Below are 18782 nucleotides of genomic sequence, written 5' to 3'. Positions count from 1 at the left end.
CAATCTATCGTCAGTATTTGATCTTTATATAGCCACAATCACCAAAAATTTTCAATTATCAAAGGTCAATTTGTTACAAATCTTGATAATAAATGCACTCTTCTCATTGTATAAATAGAACTGACTAAGGGTTGAATCCCCATACTTTAAATTAACTTTAAATTAACTCATCAATACCGACTAAATAATCGGTTCAAGTCCATATTGAGAAAAAACTTGAAGGGTTAATAAGTACAAATACTTAAAAACAAAATAGTGATCGTTAAACTGTTTTAATCAGGATTGCTCATTGTTTAAGTTATTAAGTTTTGTTAATAAAATTAAAACCAAAAAATTAACACATTCATAAAAGGAGATTAATCAATGTCTTTACAACAAAGTGCAAATTTAGGTATTAGCATATTTGAAGATGCTGATATTATTGAAAGAAAACCCCATGATTCTGACGAAAGAATTTCCCAGATTATCAACTCTGTTTATCGTCAAGTGCTTGGTAATTCCTATATCATGAAGGCGGAAAGACTTGTCAATGCTGAATCTCGTTTCAGAAACGGGCAGTTAACTGTTCGTGAATTTGTCCGTGAAATCGCCAATTCTAACTTATATCGTCAACGCTTTTTTGAGCCTTCTCCTCGTTATCGCTTTACTGAACTTAATTTTAAACACCTTTTAGGACGTACTCCTGAAAATCAACTAGAAATGAGATACCATAGCGATATTTTAGACACTCTTGGTTATCAAGCTGATATTAATTCTTATATTGACAGTGATGAATATACCGAAGCTTACGGAGATAATATTGTACCTTACTATCGTGGTTATAAAACCGAGAATAACCGTACAATGTTAGAATTTACTCATCTGTTTGCTATCTTAAGAGGTGCAGCCAGTAGTGATGTTGGTAAAAATTTACAATCTCCTGTAATTCACAAAAGCGTATTAACTCAAACTCCCATTACGGTAATTCCTCCTTCTGGTGGTGCAGCAGGTAACGGTTGGGCATTCCAAGAGACTCCTTTAAGCTCCGCTACCCGTCAAGGTGTAGGTGCTGGTGATGATGGTAAAATTTACAAAGTAGAAGTTACTGGCTATCGTGCTAATAAATATAATGCTTTCCCTAAATATCGTCGTCCTAATAAAGTTTATATGGTTCCTTTCAATCAGTTATTTGAACTTTATCAAACGATACACAAACAAGGTGCAAGTGTTGCTAGTGTAACTCCTGTTAACTAAGTGTTAAAAAAATAAATTTGAAGTTATATAAGTAATAGGTAATAAGTAAGTAATTATTGTTAATTTCTGATTTTTGATTTCTGATTCCTCATTCTTCATTTCTCATTTCTTTATGAGTAATCACACCTTAATAGGTAAAATTTCGGCAACTTGTGCTACTAAAAAACTGCAAATTTGGATTAAAAGTAGGCATTTAATTTGTTCGGGAAATTTTTTTCTTTTGGAAACTGTTGAATATTCAATGGTAGAGCGTTTCGAGGGCTATATCACTACATTAGGCGGTAGTTTAATTTCTGTGGAATCCATCAAAAAATTATCGATAGGTAATCACCGTCAAGTAATTCTTTACCAAGCAAAAGCCAGTTTATATACTCCTTTACATCATCAACTGAAAGATTATTGGGAAAGACACGGTGCTATGATTACTAAATTTGAACCAAAGAAAAATAAAGGGTAAATAGGTCCCATAAAACTGGAACTTTAATTTTAAAATAAGGTTCAAGATAAGTGGATAGGTAAAAAATATTGTAACAAAACGTTATATTTTAAAGAAAGAGGGAATTGTTTAAAAAAAATTAACTTTAGTTGGGAAAAATATAATGCGTGTAATTTTAATGACAGGAAAGGGTGGAGTCGGTAAAACATCCGTTGCTGCCGCTACAGGTCTTAAATGTGCCGAATTAGGCTATAAAACTTTAGTATTAAGTACTGATCCTGCTCACTCTTTAGCTGATAGCTTTGACATGGAATTAGGCCATGATCCCCAACGTGTAGTTAAGAACCTTTGGGGGGCAGAATTGGATGCTCTGATGGAATTAGAAGGTAATTGGGGGGCTGTTAAAAGATACATAACGGAAGTATTACAAGCTAGAGGACTGGATGGGGTACAAGCTGAAGAATTGGCAATCCTTCCGGGTATGGATGAAATTTTTGGATTAGTGCGGATGAAAAGACATTATGATGAAGGGGATTTCGATGTTTTAATTATTGATTCTGCACCCACTGGCACCGCCTTAAGATTATTAAGTCTTCCTGAAGTAAGTGGCTGGTATATGAGGAGATTTTATAAACCTTTTCAAACTATGTCTGCCGCTTTACGCCCTTTATTTGAGCCAATTTTTAAGCCCATAGCAGGATTTTCGTTGCCTACTAATGAAGTTATGGACGCACCTTATGAATTTTATCAACAAATAGAAGCCCTTGAGAAAGTTTTAACAGATAACACTCAAACCTCTGTTAGATTGGTAACAAATCCTGAAAAAATGGTCATCAAAGAGTCTTTAAGGGCTCATGCTTATTTAAGTTTATATAACGTTTCTACTGATCTAATTATTGCTAATCGCATTATCCCTGATGAAGTCGAAGATCCGTTTTTCCAAAAATGGAAAGAAAATCAAGCTATTTATAAACAAGAAATCTATGATAATTTTCATCCATTACCCATTAAAGAAGCTCCCTTATTTTCTGAGGAAATGTGTGGGTTAAAAGCCCTTGAAAAGTTAAAAGATATACTTTATCATGGGGATGAAGATCCTAGTAAAGTTTATTATGCAGAAAATACGATCAGAGTTGTACAAGTGGATAACAGTTACAGTTTAGAGTTATATCTTCCTAGCATTCCTAAACAACAAATCAAACTTAATAAAACAGGTGATGAGTTAAATGTAAGAATTGGTAATCATCGCCGTAATTTAGTTTTACCTCAAGCATTAGCCACTTTAACTCCTTCAGGGGCAAAAATGGAGGATGACTACCTGAAAATAAAATTTACTACTGTTAGTAAATAAATAAGGTTAGTTTACAGAGCAAAAATTGTAGGTAGTGCATCGCCTTACGTTATTGATTATAGTTGATGCCCCTCAACTTTAAGATACCGTTTCTAAAACTAATTTAGATCTTTTGATCTCTTCAGGAATATTGATGGGATAATTACCGTTAAAACAAGCTGTACAAAAACTTTGAGGATTTTCGTTGGTAACTTTTAACATTCCTTCTTGAGATAAATAGGTTAAAGTATCTACTTCTATCTGTTTAGCTATATCATCGACACTTCTAGTCGCTGCAATAAGATGATCTTGACTATCGGTATCAATACCATAAAAACAAGGATGAGTAACGGGAGGAGAAGAAATCTTCATGTGTACTTCTTTTGCTCCGGCATCTCTTAAGGCACGAACTATTTTACGGCTAGTAGTACCGCGCACGATAGAGTCATCGATAATGATAATGCGTTTTCCTGCTAAAACATCTTTGAGGGGATTAAGTTTCATTTTAATCCCATGTTCTCTCATGTGTTGAGTAGGTTGTATAAAAGTTCGTCCTACATAGCGATTTTTAATCAATCCTTCTTGATAGGTAATACCTGTATAACGGGAATAGCCGATGGCGGCTGGAATACCTGAATCTGGTACACCCATTACCATATCAGCATCGACAACAGATTCTTTTGCCAATTGTTCTCCTAATCTTAACCGATAAGCGTAGAGGCTATCATTCCCCATAATACTATCAGGACGGGCAAAATAAATCATCTCAAATACGCAGAGTTTATGTTGTGGTTTTTCAGCCCACTGAATAGAAGATAAACCCTCTTCGGTAATCCAAACCAATTCTCCGGGGTTAACATCTCGAATATATTCAGCACCGATAATATCTAAAGCACAGGTTTCAGAGGCTAATACATAGCGGATGGGGTTGCCTTCTTCTTCCATTTTACCGATAACTAAAGGACGAATACCGTGAGGATCTCTTACTCCTATTATACCGACGGATGTACCTATAACTAAACTATAAGCGCCTTGACACCATTTAAAAGCACTAATAGCGGCTTCTAGCCAATCTTTTCCGCTATCAATTTCTTTACCCATCATTAAAGCAATCATTTCTGAATCCGTAGTGGTGATAAACTGACAATTACGCTTCTTTAATTCGGCTCTTAATTCTACAGTATTAACTAAATTGCCGTTATGTGCCAGGGCTAATTTTCCTAATCGGGTGTTAATTACCGCCGGTTGTGCATTTGTTTGTAAACTAGAGCCGGTAGTGGAATAACGGGTATGACCGATAGCGATTTTTCCTGGTAAATTGGTTAAGATAGATTCACTGAAAACTTGCGAGACTAACCCCATGTTTTTGTAACAATAACAGGCCTCTCCGTCAAAAGTCGCTATTCCCGCAGATTCTTGCCCTCGATGTTGTAGTGCATATAATCCAAAATAAGCTAGTTTGGCGACAATTTCTTCAGGAGCATAAACTCCAAAAACACCACAGGCTTCTTCTGGCTTGTCCCCTCTTTGGACGAGGAAATGTTTATCAGTTACATTGTATTGGTTGTCCTTCATATTGTGTCCCAGATTTTCTCTACCTGCTTAGTTACATATTTTAATCTTGCACAAGGTCAATCTTAACAGACTTTTAGGGCATTATTTTCATTTTCTTTAACCAATTCTTAAACTTTTGATCAATGGTTAATTTATAATGATTAACAATCCAAGATAAAATTATTATGAAATTAAGTGAGTTAAATTCCTCTGATTTGGCACAAGAAGTCGCAAAAGTCAAATATTGGCATCATTATCTTGATTTTGGGAACAATGTAGTCACAAAAGAAGGAAAAGAAGGTCAATTTTGCCGTAAATTTCAGCAGTGGATTTTAAGGAGTATTCCTGAAGATTTAAGCAATAAAACCGTTTTAGATGTTGGTGCTTGGGATGGATTTTACTCATTTTCGGCGGAAAAAAGAGGTGCAAAAAGAGTTTTAGCTACAGATTCTTTCATTTGGGAACAAAGAGAATTATATGGTTTAGATCATAATTTTTGGCGTGATTTTGGAGCAGGAAAACAGGGATTTGAATTAGCTAGAAAAATATATAATTCTCAAGTGGAAGATTATAATATAGATGTTTTAGACTTAACTCCTGACAAAATTGGAAGTTTTGATGTCGTATTTTTTTTAGGGGTTTTATATCATATGAAATACCCTTTATTTGCCCTTGAAAAAGTAAGAAGTGTCACTAAAGAATTATTAGTTTTAGAAACTCATATTAGTTTATTTCTTAGTTTATTTCCTCAACCTTTAATGCGATTTTATCCTACTAATGAATTAAGTAAAGATGTTACAAATTGGACTGGTGCAAATATTGCCTTAGTAAAATCATGGTTATTAACAGCAGGTTTCAAAAAAGCCGAATTAGTTAAATGGAGAAAAGACAGAGCCATTTTTCACGCATGGACTTAAAATTGACCTCTTGTATTCATTAAAAATAAAATTGATTTAGAAGGGAAATTATCTGTTTTTTCTCTGACTTTTTGTATTTTGTACGAATTACTTAAGAGGTCTATTATTGATCCCTTTAACTGATAAAATCAGGAAAAATAAAAAATATGTATATCAATAATCATGATTAAATCTTATCTATCAAAGCTATTTGTATTTGTATTAATAATAACTATTAGTTTTTTAAGCTATATAGATGTCGCCTCAGCTAATTTAACAGGTAATTATACAGATGATACTTTAAGTGTTTTAGAAACTTTAACTACTGCTATCGAGCTTCCTACCGATGCTGACATCGAAACTAAAAAAGCGACTCAAAAAGAAGCTAGAAATCAAATTAATGACTATATTGCTCGTTATCGTAAAAATAGCAATTATAGTGGTTTAAAATCTTTTACTACTATGCAAACTGCTTTAAATTCCATTGCCGGTTATTATACTTCTTACGGTAATCGCCCTTTACCAGAAAAATTAAAAACTCGTCTTAATCAAGAGTTTAAACAAGTAGAATTTGCTCTCAAAAAAGGATACTAGGGCAATTAACAATTAACAATTAACAATTAATTTTAGCTTGTAGTAAAGCATTAAGCCTTTGATGAGTTTATTTTTAGAAATGTATATTCGGTTATCATATTAATATAAATTGGTCAATAAGTTTTCTTTCCTAAATTTTAAGAATGAAGAGAGGCTTTTTTCATTAGAATCCCTTAATAAAATTTTCTATGACTTCTAATCAAAAAATAATCCCTGTAAAAAATGCTATAAAAAGTGTGCCTTTTAAATTCCTTCCATTAACCGCTAGTGATATTCAAGAATTGGGGTTGCGAGGTATTCATTGTGGCTCTGGTTTAAACTTACATTCTGGTTGGTTAAATATGGATTATCTTTCGATTACAGACGAATTAGGAAATCAATCAAAGGCAGGAAATTTAATTAGTGTTGGGGAAGATACCTATTACCTACAATGTGATCAAACTCAGAAAATACCCATTGATGATGAGGTTTTTGATTATGCTTTTTCTGAACATTTCATAGAACATATTAGCTTACAACAAGCCGTAGAATGGTTAAAAGAAATTAGAAGACTTCTTAAGCCTGATGGAATTTTACGATTAAGTACACCCGATTTATATTTATATGTTTCTGGGTATTTAGATAGTAGTAATAATTTTTATCAACAACATCACCAGAATCTCACTAATATGGGATTTAAAAATCCGCCTCAACGTAAAGCGTGGATGGTTAATCAAATTTTTCGATTTTGGGGACATCAATGGATTTATGATTTTGAGGAAATTCAGACTATAGCAGTAGCGGCAGGATTTAAACCAGAAAGTGTAGTCAAATGTAAATTTCGAGAAGGATCAATCCCTGAAGTTTATAGATTAGATTTAGCTATTCGCAGTGACGAAAGTCTTTATGTAGAAATTCACAAATAAACTATAGAAATAATTGATTTATAATTAGAGGAAAATGATTGCAAAAATTTCTCTAGTTAAGAGAAATTCAAGGAACAACCGTTATATAATATTAGGAGGAAAATTATTTGTCTAATCAAGTTAATGTTGCTATTTTAGGGGCAACGGGGGCAGTTGGTACAGAAATTATTGATTTATTGATTGAGCGTAATTTTCCGATAAAAGAATTAAAATTATTATCTTCTCCTCGCTCGGCTGGGCAAAAAATAGCCTTTAAAGACGAATTAATCGAAGTTCAAGCTGTTGAGCAAAATTCCTTCAAAGATGTTGATATAGTGTTAGCATCCGCAGGAGGCTCGACTTCTAAACACTGGGCGAATACGATAGTCTCATCAGGTGCAGTGATGATTGATAATTCTAGTGCTTTTCGCCTGAATCCTGACGTTCCTTTAGTTGTACCTGAAATTAATCCTAAAGATGCTTTAACCCATCAAGGAATCATTGCTAACCCTAATTTTACAACTATTTTAATGGGGGTTGCTATCTATCCTTTACATCAAATTCAGCCTATTAAAAGAATTATAGTTTCTACTTATCAATCTGCCAGTGGTGCAGGTGCAAGGGCGATGGAGGAAGTAAAAATTCAATCTCAAGCCATTTTAAAAGGAGAAAATCCTGTAGCAGAAGTGTTGCCTTATCCTTTAGCTTTCAATTTATTTCCTCATAATTCACCTATTACTGATAATAATTATTGTGAAGAAGAGATGAAAATGGTTAATGAAACTCGTAAAATTTTCCATGATGATTCTTTGCGTATTAGTGCAACTTGTGTGAGAGTGCCTGTATTAAGAGCTCATTCTGAAGCGATTAATCTTGAATTTGAGCAACCTTTTTCTATAGATAAAGCAAGAGAAATTATTGTTCAATCTTTGGGGGTAAAATTATTAGAAGATTGGGATAAAAATTATTTTCCTATGCCTATAGATGCCACTGGAAAAGATGATGTTTTAGTAGGTAGAATTAGGCAAGATATTTCTAACCCAAATGCCATCGAGTTATGGTTATGCGGTGATCAAATTCGTAAAGGTGCGGCGTTAAATGCAGTGCAAATTGCGGAGTTATTGATAAACGAAAAAAACTAATTAATTTTAATGTGTTGAATTACTAGCAGGTATTAACTATTCGTCAGAGGAATTAATCAAAATATATTTACAAGATGATCTTTTCCAAGTCGAGTGCTTATGGGGTTTATTATCAAAACATTTTGGTAATATTACTCTGGAGTTCGCCCATTAATGAATTATAAACTCCTCCATTAGAATCTTTAACACAAAGTTGATTAGACTTTATCAATATTAATGATTTATCCTTGATATGAATAATCTGGAAAAAATAATTTTAGATTATATTGATTCACGAAAAAATTGTTCAAAAAAAAGTTGAATATTATGACTTTAACTACTTATAAATGGACAACAGAACATTATCATAACGCTATTGATAAGGGCATATTTGATGGTGAATCTGTAGAATTATTAAGAGGAGAAATTATTATTATGTCACCGGAAAGAGAGCTTCATGCTTATTATAATACAGAGGCAGGAGATTATCTCAGAAATTTATTAGGAAATAAAGCTAAAATTAGAGATGCTAAACCCATTACACTCCCCAATAATTCCGAACCAGAACCAGATATTGCTATAGTAAAACCTTTAGGGAAAGAATATCTTAAACATCATCCTTACCCTGAAGATATTTTTTGGATTATTGAATTTTCTCAAACTACGTTGAATCAAGATTTAGGGGAAAAAAAAGATATTTATGCACAATCTGGTATTCTTGAATATTGGGTTGTGGATTTAAAAAATTCCCAATTAAAAGTATTTAGGGATCTCAAAAATAATAATTACACTTCTGAATTAACTTTAACAACAGGTATCATCAATCCTCTTTCTTTTCCTCAAATAATCATAAACGTTGAACAATTAATGTGTTAAGGGCTTAAAATCTTTTTAAGATTCTGTTATGCAAAAGTTGTACAGCTACCCTTTGCCTAGGGCAGTATAATTCATTGAGCATTTAACTAAAACATTATTTAAGAGACTTCTCGTATGTCCGTTTATTGTATAATATTCTAAATTATGGGCAATGTTCCCTACTTAAACCTTCCGTTGATTGATAATAATGAGTGATTATATTTTTGGTAGAGTCTTAACCGCTATGGTGACACCCTTTCATGAGGATTTATCTGTTAATTATGGTGTTGCTGAAAAATTAGCCGATCATTTGGTTAATAATGGTAGTGACGGTTTAGTTATTTGTGGCACTACGGGCGAATCTCCTTCTCTTGAAGATGACGAAAAATATCAATTACTCAAAGTGGTTAAAAATGCGGTGGGTCATCGTGCTAAAATAGTTATGGGTACGGGTTCAAATTCTACCGCTAAAGCGATTAAAGATACTCAAAAAGCCTCTAAAATAGGCATTGATGGTTCATTGCAAGTTGTACCTTATTATAATAAACCACCTCAAGAAGGATTATATCAACATTTTAGTGCCATTGCTAAATCTAATCCTGATGTGCCGATAATGTTATATAATATACCCGGAAGGACTGGTAAAAATTTAGAAGCGGAAACCACTGCTCAATTAGCACAGGATTTAGATAATATAGTAGCAATAAAAGAAGCTAGTGCAGATTTAGAACAAACTGCTAGAATAAAAATAATTGCTCCTTCCGATTTTTTTATTTACTCAGGAGAAGATTTTTTAACTTTACCGATGATGACGGTAGGAAGTGTTGGAGTTGTTAGTGTCGCAAGTCATTTAGTTGGCAAAGAAATTCAAACCATGATTCAAGCCTACGAAAATAGGAATAATTCTTTAGCTCAAAAAATTCAAGAACAATTGTATAGTTTATTCAAGGTTTTATTTTGCAATACCAACCCTATTCCCGTCAAATATGCCCTACAACTACAAGGTTGGGATGTGGGTAGTTTGAGATTACCATTAACAAATTTAACTCCTAATCAACAAGAGGAAGTTAAAAAAAATTTACAAAATTTGGGCTTATTATAAATAGTCATGTTAATGAAATTAAGATTATTTAAAAGCAGTTAAAAAAAGTTTTTCAGTCAATGAAAGAGATATGATAAATCGTTTTTATTTGAGGAGGTTAATAATCATGGATAAATGTTAATAAGGCGATGCACCGCCCCTAAATTTTATATTTAACTAAAGTAATTGTTTTCCCGATTTTACTGAATATTTATCTAGTTATTAAAATTAATTTTTACAATTATTAAGCCTGTTTATAATTTTTAGTTTATCCCTCAAACAACTATCAATTACCAATAAAAAAAGATAATTTTTGAAAGTCATTAATGTTGGTAATATACCTCTAAAAAATAATAGTTAGAAATGGTAATAATATTCGCCCTAAGAATAACTATTAGTCAAAAATATTGGCATTATTGCCCACCCTACAATTAATCTATCCAAAAAAGTTAAATAATTAAGAAAATTATGTATCAAATTCAAGCTAGAAAAAGAAAAACTACTGCCACAGAAAAACCAGCAATTATTCTTCCGGCAAGAAATAATAAGCCTCTTTTAAAAGTAATTCCCCTCGGTGGCTTACACGAAATTGGTAAAAATACTTGTATCTATGAATATGAAGATGAAATTATCCTTGTGGATGCTGGTATCGGTTTTCCGACAGATGGAATGCACGGTATTAATGTTGTTTTACCTGATATGACTTATCTCAAGGAAAATCAACACAAGATTAAAGGGATGATTGTAACTCATGGGCATGAAGATCATGTTGGGGGTATTCCTTATCACCTCAAACAGATTGACACACCAATAATTTATGGTCCTCGTCTTGCTATGTCACTATTAAGAGATAAATTAGAAGAAACAGGGTTACAAGATCGTACTATTATTAAAACAGTACTTCCCCGAGAAATTGTTAAAATTGGGAAGCATTTTAAAGTCGAGTTTATCCGCAATACTCACTCTATCGCTGATAGTTTCACTCTTGCTATTCATACCCCCATCGGTGTTTTAATTCACACAGGAGATTATAAAATAGATCATACTCCTGTAGATAATGAGTATTTCGATTTACACCGTTTAGCAGAATTAGGACAAGAAGGGATATTATGTCTCTTAGGTGATTCTACTAACTCAGAAGTGCCTGGTTTTACTCCCTCTGAAAAAGCAGTATATCCTGGATTAGATCGTGCTTTTACTCAAGCGAAAGGGCGTTTAATGGTAACAACTTTCGCTACTTCTGTGCATCGAGTTAATATCTTATTAGATTTGGCACTAAAGCATAATCGCAAAGTAGGGATTGTAGGGCGATCGATGTTAAATGTAATAGCTCATGCTCGTAACTTAGGATATATTAAAGTACCAGATAATTTATTTGTGCCGTTACGCCAATTAGGTAGTTTACCAGATAATGAGGTTTTAATTCTTTGCACTGGTTCTCAGGGAGAAAAATTTGCCGCCATGACAAGAATTTCTCGCAGTGAACATCGTCAGGTAAGAGTCAAAGCTGGTGATACAATTATCTTTTCTGCTAATCCGATTCCAGGTAATACTATACCTGTCGTCAATACTATCGATCGCCTGATGATGCAAGGGGCAAATGTAATTTATGGAAAACAAGCAGGTGTTCATGTTTCTGGACATGGTTGCCAAGAAGATCAAAAATTGATGTTAGCCTTAACTAAACCTAAGTTTTTTATACCTGTACACGGTGAGCATAGAATGTTAGTACAACACTCAAAAACGGCGCAAAGTGTCGGCATTCCTGCGGAAAATATTGTCATTATTCAAAATGGTGACACCATTGAATTAACGGCGGATAGTATTCGCAAAGGGGATAAAGTGCCTTCTGGTATTCAATTAGTTGATACCTCTGGAGTTGTCCATGATAACGTAATGGAAGAGCGCCAACAGTTAGCTGAAGATGGAGTTATTACCATTGCCGCTAGTGTTGATAATCAAGGGCGTTTATTAACTCAACCCCAAATTAATTTACGTGGTGTTGTTTGTAAAATTGAAATTACTACTCTTGAGCGTATGATTATTCGTACTATTGATAAAACTATTATCGATCGACTTAAAAGTAGTTTACTCTTAAATGGTCATGATGAAGTTAATTGGACAAGTATTCGCATCGATGTTGAGACAAACTTAGGGCGATTGATTCAACGAGAATTGGATAGCGAACCTTTAGTTATTTTTATGCTACAAATTCCTGAAAATACTCCTAAAGCCATAACAATAAATGGGAATAATAATGGTAACAGTAATATTTCTGAAGCTGATAATCAGAAAGAAGAAGAAGAAAGCGATAATAAATTTACTCGTCGTCGTCGCAAAACTACTGTTTCAGTGTAAATTTTAGTTAATAAATAGATAAGAATGAATAGTTAAAAGAGAGGGCATAGAGAATAGTAAATAGTCAATAATGATGGGGTGATAGGGTGACTTTTTATCTTCTCATTCCTCATTCTTCATTCCTCATTCTTCACCTAATTTACTATTGATTATCTTGACAGGAATATGAGAGCATGAGATTAAATTTATCTCTGACGTTTAACTAAGATGAGTGATGTAATTACTATTAAAAATTTACAAAAAAGTTACGGTGATGTAAAAGCTCTTAAAAATATCTCATTTTCTGTCAAAACTGGGGAAATTTTCGGATTATTAGGGCCCAATGGTGCTGGAAAGACAACGACTATTCGATGCTTAACAACCCTTGCCCAACCCGATTCAGGAGAGATTTTTGTAGGTGGTATATCTGCTATTACTCAACCCAAACAAGTTAGACAAAAATTAGGTTATGTGGCACAAGAGGTAGCCATCGACAAAGTTTTGACGGGGAAAGAGTTATTAAAGTTACAAGCCTCTCTTTATCATTTACCTTCTTTTGTGGCAAAAAAAAGAATTGAACAACTATTGACTCTATTAGGGCTAGAAGAATATTGCGATCGCCAAACTGGCACTTATTCAGGAGGTATTCGCAAACGTCTTGATTTAGCGGCGGGGTTACTTCATCAACCCCAAGTGTTAGTATTAGATGAGCCTTCGGTAGGGTTAGACATCGAAAGTCGAATGATAGTTTGGGATTTTTTGCGTCAACTTCAACAAGCAGGTACAACAGTATTAATAACCAGTCATTATTTAGAAGAAATAGACGCATTAGCTGATAGATTAGCTATTATTGATCAGGGTGAAGTTATTGCCGAAGGTAGCCCTTCAAATTTAAAAGATGATTTAGGCGGCGATCGTATTACTTTAAAAATTAGGGAATTTTCTAGCCTTGAAGAAGCAAAAACGGCTCAAGAAAAATTATCACAACTCCCCTTTGTCGAAAATATTATCATCAATCAAGCTCAAGGAAATTCTCTTAATCTGATTGTTACCCCAAAAAGTAATCCTATCAGTAAAATAGAACAAACCCTCACAGAAATTAATTTGCCTATGTTTAGTATCACTCAATCTCGCCCTAGTTTAGACGATGTTTATTTAGCCGCAACGGGCAAAAATTTAATTGATGCGGAAATTGAAGCCTCTAATCGTCGAGATTTGAAAGCAGAGAAAAAACAAGCCATGAAATAATGAGGAATGAGGAATGAGGAATTAAATTGAAATAAATTTCTTATTACATAAATTTTTAAAATATTTTATAATTAATTATGACTCAGAGTATTTTACCAAATCAGTTTACCGAAATTTTAGCTCCTAATTCAGAGACTCAAATAGAAATAAAAAATAATGCTATTAGAGACTTTTTTCAAGAAACATTAGCCTTAACTACACGTTTATTTATTCAGCTAAAACGTCGCCCTTCTAGCCTTGTAGCCGGAGTTATTCAACCATTTATGTGGCTAATTTTATTTGGTGCTTTATTTTACCAAGCCCCACCCAGTTTATTCGGAAATAACCTTACCTATGGACAATTTTTAGCCCCTGGAATTATTATTTTTACTGCTTTTTCGGGGGCATTAAATGCCGGTTTACCTATCATGTTTGATCGAGAATTTGGTTTTTTAAATAGACTATTAGTAGCACCATTAGCCTCTCGTTTTTCTATCGTTGCCGCTTCTACTATTTATATTATTAGCCTCAGTTTTATTCAAACCGCCGTTATTATTACCGCCAGTGCCTTTATTGGGGCAGGTTTGCCTCGTTTTGGAGGATTAATTGCCATCGCTTTAATAGTATTTTTGATCGTATTAGGCGTAACCGGATTAAGTCTTGGATTTGCCTTCGCTTTACCTGGGCATATTGAATTACTAGCCGTTATTTTTGTCATTAATTTACCCCTTTTATTTGCGAGTACAGCCTTAGCACCATTGTCATTCATGGCAGAATGGTTGCAAATTATAGCTAGTTTAAACCCTTTAACCTATGCCATTGAGCCGATACGCTATATATATCAAAATCCTCATTGGAATTTTGTCAGTATTGTAATGAATACCCCTTGGGGAAATTTTAATTTTGTCACCGTTTTATCATTATTATTCATTTTTGATGTGGTAATTTTACTGTCAATAAAACCGTTATTAAGTCGTCGTTTTGCCTAAATAAATACTATCATGCTCCTAAATCTATACCAATTTCCTTTAATAATTGACTCCCATAATTATAACGATCGACTTTAATTAGTTCAAAGTCATAAAGCAATCTGGTTTGATAACGAATAATATCTAATTTTAAATTAATTTGCGTTAAAATTGTCACTTTTTCTGATGCAAAACGAGCGGCAATTAAATTTTCTAAAAGATCATATAATCCATTAATCAGGCGATCGCCTAACATAAATTTATGATTTCTTGGCAAATTATTAAGAATGGGAATATACCATTTAATTAGATTATAGGTTTTTTGAATAATTGGCGGTTCTGTCATAAATATAGATTTTCCCTGCTTTAAATATAGTTCTCAAACACTTAATTTCTATCTCCCTTCCTCCTTTTATTCTTTTTCATTCCTCCCTCTCAAAGACTCTTCTCTCTTATTTTTAGGGGGGATAAGAGATAGGGGGAATAAGAGCAAAGGGTAAAGGGTAAAGGAGTCCTAAAACTATACACAGACAATACGAAAACCGAAGTAGTAGTGGACGACACGCGCATTGTAGTAATAGCGGTCGCCAGAAGCACAACTGTTACTATCGTAGAGCCAAGAACCACCACGCAAACTACATATTTGATTATTGTTACTATTAGGTTTATAAGTACTACTATCTGTCGGAAGTTGGTTAACATTAGAAGTCCATTCATCTTTACACCACTCCCACACGTTACCGTGCATATCTACTAAGCCCCAAGGGTTGGTATGAGTATCCTCGGCTTCTTTGACGCTATGGGTTGTATCTCCTGAATTATTTTTATACCAAGCGTGTTTTTTGAGCTCGTTTTCGTTGTTACCAAACCAATATTTGGTCGTTGTTCCAGCACGACAGGCATATTCCCATTGGGTTTCGCTAGGGAGGTCGATTTTGACGTTAAAACCTTGTTTTTTCAGGTATTCAGTCAGTTTTTTGCAAAATTCGTTTGCTTGAAACCAATTTACATTCTCAACGGGGTGATTGGGGGAGGTTCGGAAATGGGAGGGATTGTTACCCATGACGGCTTGATATTGGGCTTGGGTGACGGGATATTTACCCATACGAAACTCGGATAGGTTAATGGTGTGTCCTCCTTCCATTTTGAGGGTACCCTTGGGTATCCAGACAAGTTTTAGGGTTTGGTTATTCGGTAAGGGTAAAATTAAGGCACGACGACGATCTTCTTCCTCTTTTCGTTTACGAGCGGCTTCTGCTTCCTTGCGTTTACGCTCTTCTTGTTCATGACGAAGGGTGTCATTCCATTGCTGTTGTAAGTTATCCCGTTTATTACTAGAATGTCCTAAACTGACGGCTTGGTTATAGTTAGCTAAGGCTAATTCATAGTTACCTAATTTGTGGTAAACATCCCCCCGTAAATCGTATAATTCCGCACGATGGGGTTGCAGTGCGATGGCTTTGTCTAAATCGGCGATGGCATTTTGGTAATTTTCCAATCCGTAATGAGCTATAGCCCGTTGGTGGTAAGCCTCTACATGGGGATTAAGGGAGATAGTGCGATCAAAGTCAGTACGAGCATAATCATAACGTTGTGCTTGTATATGTTCAACTCCGCGCTGAAAACAAGATTGAGCAATATTGAGATAACGGGTTTCTCCTAACACTTGCAAGAAACCATTGAGAGATTGGACAAAATCTGTATCTTCTGGGAGCAACATTTTACTAATCTCAGTTAGAGGCTCAATACTGTTAGTAATACCCCGTTGTTTTAACCATGTTTTCATTAGAGCTTGTACTTGCTCCGCAAAACCATATTGTGAGGGAAGTTGCTGTAAGATTTTTGCCCAACCGATACGCAATTCTACCATGAGAGCAGGTTCAGTGGCTTCTAAAGCGGAAAATAAGGCATTGCAGTAGTCAATTACGGCTTTTTCTAAGGCTTCGCTTTCCTGTTGAGAGAGATTGGCTTCCTCAAATAAATCTTGCAGTAAACTAGGTAAAAGGGGTAACTGACGCTGGGGTGCATAAATCAAGAAATATTCATCGGCTACCATGCCCGTATGAATACAGTGCAATACCTCCATATATTGAGTAAAGGTTTCTCGACTACGACGACTAAATTGGGCTTTGTCATAGTTTGTTTGAAGTTGTCGCCCTTGCTGTTGCCATTTTTGAGCTAATTCTTGACAAATTTGGGCGATCGCATCTTGCCAACGGTACTTACGCACTACGGTTTCAAAGCGTACATCGTTAAAGTCGTTATTCCAAAACCCGATATTAATGTTAAAGTATGATTCTTCTACTTCGGTTTCTAAGACAATGACCGGAATAGAGTATAAATCTCTGTAAATTTGGTTTACTGCTGATTCAGCACGACGGTTTTTTGTACCCCATTCTCCTGCCATAAATTTAATGGGGCGCTGTTTTAAGGTATATTGCTTAAACATTTCTCTTAAAGCACCCGAAACAGTAGATTCCATCATGGGAAATTGACTGTTAGTGGTAGCATTAGGAATCGGATCGTAACGTAATACAGGCGAAGAAAAGAAGACAGTAAGAGGCATTTCGGAGTTATTAGTGACAGTTTTGAGTATATCATCGGCTACAGAAAAAACAGGGCTATTGCGATCACGTCTGGCATCTTCTCGGTTTTGTTTATCCCGCAGTCGCATTATTTGCGCATCTAATGCTCTTAATTCGAGGGTAAATTGGCGATCGGTTTCGGTTTTCCAACGTTGAAAGGCGATATTATCAGCTTGGAGGACGATTTGTACCTCAGCTTTGAATTTTTCGATACTCTGGGTAAATTCCCGTTGTTTCTCTGCTTCAAGGGATTGAAATGCTTGGCGTTGTCCTTCTAGTTTGAATAAATTTTCTGTCTCTATAGCCTTAAGTTGCAGACTAAATTCCTTCTCTTCTTGACGTTCTTTAGCTCTTACAGCTTGACGCATCATCTCCATTTTGGCATCAAATTCCGTACGTTTCATGCCTAGCTGTAGGTTATCGCTATCTCCTTTTAACATTAAAGCATGAGATCTTTCTTGATTGGCAATATTGCGACTTTGATTTATTAGGGATGTAACGGCGGTAATAGCATCTCTTATTCTGGCGACTGTTGTAACTATAGCTCCGATATTCATAAATAAACTCCTAAAAATATTGATTGAACTTTATGGCAACCTCTCTAAATCTCCCCTTGAAGGGGAGACTTTATCTATTTATTCTATTCCCCCCTTTTAAAGCAGGGTTTTTTCAAAGTCGGGGCAAAATTAAAAATAAAGATCACTGGTGCTAGAATCATCAGAATGTAAGCTAGTAGTTGTCTGATGCCAAGAATGAGGTTCTGATGAATCAGAACTTTAATTAATTTTACTTATTATCTGATTTTAGAAAATTAATATTTCCCCCAGCAACTCTTTTTTTAGATGGCTAAAAGTTTTTGATAATTTGGGTTACAGCTACTTTTAGATGGTGTATGCTAGGGATTATGATTAATAAAATTAACGATTATGGCAAAACCTAATTATGGTAAGGGAAAAGATTATACCCAGTTATTAGTGAGTGCTTTATTGTTTTGTGTTAGTGATGAATTAGATTTTCAGGAGAAATGTACTATTGAACCAAAGATAACAAAAGATACTTGTATTTTATTGGTCAAAGCAGACATAAAAACATTGGTATCTTTAACGGAATTATATTTTAAGTCAGATAAGCTGATTCCTACACAAAGGGCGATCGCCGAAAAATTTTCCACCTTTAATTCTTCAGAAAAAAATGAAGAAGTAAAAAATGCCCTTAGATGTCTTTATACGTTAAATCTTGTCATTAATCAATTGGGGAATGTTAATAACACAACAAACCGACATTTTTTGTTACCTTTAAAGTATACACCTTTACTTGATTATGTTGAAGATAATTTAACTTGGCTATTAAAATCATGGGAAGAGGCAAAATCTAAGCTAAAAACAGTAGAATCGCCCTCTAATCTCCCTTTCAATGATTCTTTGATCAAAGAAAATTATCAAGATTTGTTACAATCCGTTACTCAACTCTTCCCCAAAGAACTCTATGATTATAGCTGCGATCGCCTTCTTTCTTGACAAATTCTTGCTCCAACCCTAGAAAAAGCCTTCAAGTTATCGACTCACCTTGATTTTAGTCATTATCAGAAGATATTTTTAAGTTTAGTTCGTTTTTCCCTTGTTAATAGTAAGTTATCTCAAACACTGGAATTTTAAAAATTTAGCCATCACCTTTTCCCTAA

General features: G+C 34.4%; 16 protein-coding genes. 13 read left to right on the top strand and 3 right to left on the bottom strand.

Annotated elements, in window-relative coordinates; all coding sequences use genetic code 11:
- Nucleotides 1-363 precede the first annotated feature (363 nt).
- The 3 genes from FWJ34_RS00080 to FWJ34_RS00070 all read left to right on the top strand — a co-directional run bounded on the left by FWJ34_RS00080 (nucleotide 364) and on the right by FWJ34_RS00070 (nucleotide 3020).
- On the top strand, nucleotides 364-1233 hold the full coding sequence (locus FWJ34_RS00080) for a phycobilisome linker polypeptide (protein ID WP_308253192.1): 870 nt from the start codon (nucleotides 364-366) through the stop codon (nucleotides 1231-1233).
- 112 nt (nucleotides 1234-1345) lie between these two features.
- Nucleotides 1346-1690 (top strand): hypothetical protein, encoded by a 345-nt coding sequence (locus FWJ34_RS00075; RefSeq protein WP_308253191.1) that lies wholly within the window; start codon nucleotides 1346-1348, stop codon nucleotides 1688-1690.
- A gap of 142 nt (nucleotides 1691-1832) precedes the next feature.
- Nucleotides 1833-3020: a TRC40/GET3/ArsA family transport-energizing ATPase gene (locus FWJ34_RS00070; RefSeq protein WP_308253190.1), complete on the top strand. Its 1188-nt coding sequence runs from the start codon at nucleotides 1833-1835 to the stop codon at nucleotides 3018-3020.
- 78 nt (nucleotides 3021-3098) lie between these two features.
- Here the strand turns inward: FWJ34_RS00070 and purF are convergent, their stop codons facing one another.
- Entirely contained in the window at nucleotides 3099-4574 is a 1476-nt protein-coding gene (gene purF, locus FWJ34_RS00065) for an amidophosphoribosyltransferase (RefSeq protein WP_308253189.1), read from the bottom strand.
- Between the two features lie 164 nt (nucleotides 4575-4738).
- Between purF and FWJ34_RS00060 the strand changes: the two genes are divergently transcribed.
- The 9 genes from FWJ34_RS00060 to FWJ34_RS00020 all read left to right on the top strand — a co-directional run bounded on the left by FWJ34_RS00060 (nucleotide 4739) and on the right by FWJ34_RS00020 (nucleotide 14537).
- Nucleotides 4739-5470 (top strand): DUF1698 domain-containing protein, encoded by a 732-nt coding sequence (locus FWJ34_RS00060; RefSeq protein ID WP_308253188.1) that lies wholly within the window; start codon nucleotides 4739-4741, stop codon nucleotides 5468-5470.
- Nucleotides 5471-5632: 162 nt separating this feature from the next.
- A complete protein-coding gene (gene psb27, locus FWJ34_RS00055) occupies nucleotides 5633-6043 on the top strand; it encodes a photosystem II protein Psb27 (protein WP_308253187.1) in 411 nt (136 codons plus the stop codon).
- Nucleotides 6044-6231: 188 nt separating this feature from the next.
- On the top strand, nucleotides 6232-6948 hold the full coding sequence (locus FWJ34_RS00050) for a methyltransferase domain-containing protein (protein ID WP_308253186.1): 717 nt from the start codon (nucleotides 6232-6234) through the stop codon (nucleotides 6946-6948).
- A 107-nt stretch (nucleotides 6949-7055) separates the two neighbouring features.
- Nucleotides 7056-8069: an aspartate-semialdehyde dehydrogenase gene (locus tag FWJ34_RS00045; RefSeq protein WP_308253185.1), complete on the top strand. Its 1014-nt coding sequence runs from the start codon at nucleotides 7056-7058 to the stop codon at nucleotides 8067-8069.
- Nucleotides 8070-8375: 306 nt separating this feature from the next.
- Entirely contained in the window at nucleotides 8376-8924 is a 549-nt protein-coding gene (locus FWJ34_RS00040; protein WP_308253183.1) for a Uma2 family endonuclease, read from the top strand.
- A gap of 187 nt (nucleotides 8925-9111) precedes the next feature.
- Entirely contained in the window at nucleotides 9112-10005 is an 894-nt protein-coding gene (gene dapA, locus FWJ34_RS00035; protein ID WP_308253182.1) for a 4-hydroxy-tetrahydrodipicolinate synthase, read from the top strand.
- Between the two features lie 447 nt (nucleotides 10006-10452).
- Nucleotides 10453-12342, top strand: a complete 1890-nt coding sequence (locus FWJ34_RS00030; protein WP_308253181.1) for a ribonuclease J — start codon at nucleotides 10453-10455, stop codon at nucleotides 12340-12342.
- A 207-nt stretch (nucleotides 12343-12549) separates the two neighbouring features.
- On the top strand, nucleotides 12550-13569 hold the full coding sequence (locus FWJ34_RS00025) for an ATP-binding cassette domain-containing protein (protein WP_308253180.1): 1020 nt from the start codon (nucleotides 12550-12552) through the stop codon (nucleotides 13567-13569).
- 77 nt (nucleotides 13570-13646) lie between these two features.
- Entirely contained in the window at nucleotides 13647-14537 is an 891-nt protein-coding gene (locus FWJ34_RS00020; protein ID WP_308253179.1) for an ABC transporter permease, read from the top strand.
- Nucleotides 14538-14547: 10 nt separating this feature from the next.
- Here FWJ34_RS00020 and avd read toward each other — a convergent pair whose 3' ends face one another.
- Together avd and FWJ34_RS00010 are read right to left on the bottom strand one after the other, a co-directional pair.
- Nucleotides 14548-14862: a diversity-generating retroelement protein Avd gene (gene avd / locus FWJ34_RS00015; RefSeq protein WP_308253178.1), complete on the bottom strand. Its 315-nt coding sequence runs from the start codon at nucleotides 14860-14862 to the stop codon at nucleotides 14548-14550.
- A gap of 174 nt (nucleotides 14863-15036) precedes the next feature.
- Nucleotides 15037-17658, bottom strand: a complete 2622-nt coding sequence (locus FWJ34_RS00010; RefSeq protein ID WP_308253177.1) for an SUMF1/EgtB/PvdO family nonheme iron enzyme — start codon at nucleotides 17656-17658, stop codon at nucleotides 15037-15039.
- A 369-nt stretch (nucleotides 17659-18027) separates the two neighbouring features.
- On the opposite strand from FWJ34_RS00010, the gene FWJ34_RS00005 reads away from it, so the two are divergent.
- Nucleotides 18028-18618: a hypothetical protein gene (locus FWJ34_RS00005; protein ID WP_308253176.1), complete on the top strand. Its 591-nt coding sequence runs from the start codon at nucleotides 18028-18030 to the stop codon at nucleotides 18616-18618.
- Nucleotides 18619-18782: the final 164 nt, after the last annotated feature.

It is taken from the genome of Geminocystis sp. GBBB08, assembly GCF_016743215.1.
In the GTDB taxonomy this organism is placed as follows: Bacteria; Cyanobacteriota; Cyanobacteriia; order Cyanobacteriales; family Cyanobacteriaceae; genus Geminocystis.
The sequence above is the reverse complement of the archived record's forward strand: the minus strand, read 5'-3'. Positions and strand labels throughout refer to the sequence as shown.